Annotated in this window: 1 protein-coding gene; it reads right to left on the reverse strand. The window is 64.5% G+C overall.

What is annotated here, in order from left to right:
- Window positions 1-1,012 (reverse strand): cbb3-type cytochrome c oxidase subunit I (locus tag ACIBN2_RS46725; protein ID WP_399143900.1); only part of this gene is annotated, 1,012 nt, incomplete at both ends.

Raw genomic sequence — 1,012 nt, forward strand, 5'->3', positions numbered from 1 at the left:
AGGAAGCCGGTCGCCCAGAGCATCGGGGTCTCGAAGCTCAGTGACCCCTTCCACATGGTGCCGATCCAGTTGAAGAACTTCACGCCGGTGGGTACGGCGATGAGGAACGTCATGAAGGAGAAGAACGGCAGCAGGACTCCGCCGGTGACGTACATGTGGTGGGCCCACACGGTCACGGACAGGCCGGCGATGGCGATGGTGGCGCCGATCAGGCCCATGTAGCCGAACATCGGCTTGCGCGAGAAGACCGGGATGACCTCGCTGATGATGCCGAAGAACGGCAGCGCGATGATGTACACCTCGGGATGGCCGAAGAACCAGAAGAGGTGTTGCCACAGCAGGGCTCCGCCGTTGGCCGCGTCGAAGACGTGTGCCCCGAATTTCCGATCCGCCTCCAGCGCGAACAGCGCGGCGGCGAGCACGGGGAAGGCGAGCAGCACCAGCACGGCGGTCAGCAGCACGTTCCACACGAAGATCGGCATGCGGAACATGGTCATGCCCGGTGCGCGCATGCAGATGATGGTGGTGATGAAGTTGACCGCGCCGAGGATGGTGCCGAAGCCGGAGAAGGCCAGGCCCATGATCCACAGGTCGGCGCCGATGCCCGGCGAGCGGACCGCGTCGGAGAGCGGGCTGTAGGCGAACCAGCCGAAGTCGGCCGCGCCGGAGGGGGTCAGGAAGCCGCCCACCGCGATGGTCGAGCCGAACAGGTACAGCCAGTAGGCGAACATGTTCAGCCGCGGGAAGGCCACGTCCGGCGCGCCGATCTGCAGCGGCATGATCCAGTTCGTGAAGCCGGCGAACAGCGGCGTCGCGAACATCAGCAGCATGATCGTGCCGTGCATCGTGAACGCCTGGTTGAACTGCTCGTTCGTCATGATCTGCAGACCAGGACGGGCCAGTTCGGCGCGCATCAGCAGCGCCATCACGCCGCCGATCAGGAAGAACGCGAACGACGTGACGAGATACAGCGTCCCGATCGTCTTGTGGTCAGTGGTCGTCAGCCACTTGA

Origin of the sequence: Streptomyces sp. NPDC050534, from assembly GCF_044457745.1 — a bacterium.
Taxonomy (GTDB): domain Bacteria; phylum Actinomycetota; class Actinomycetes; order Streptomycetales; family Streptomycetaceae; genus Streptomyces.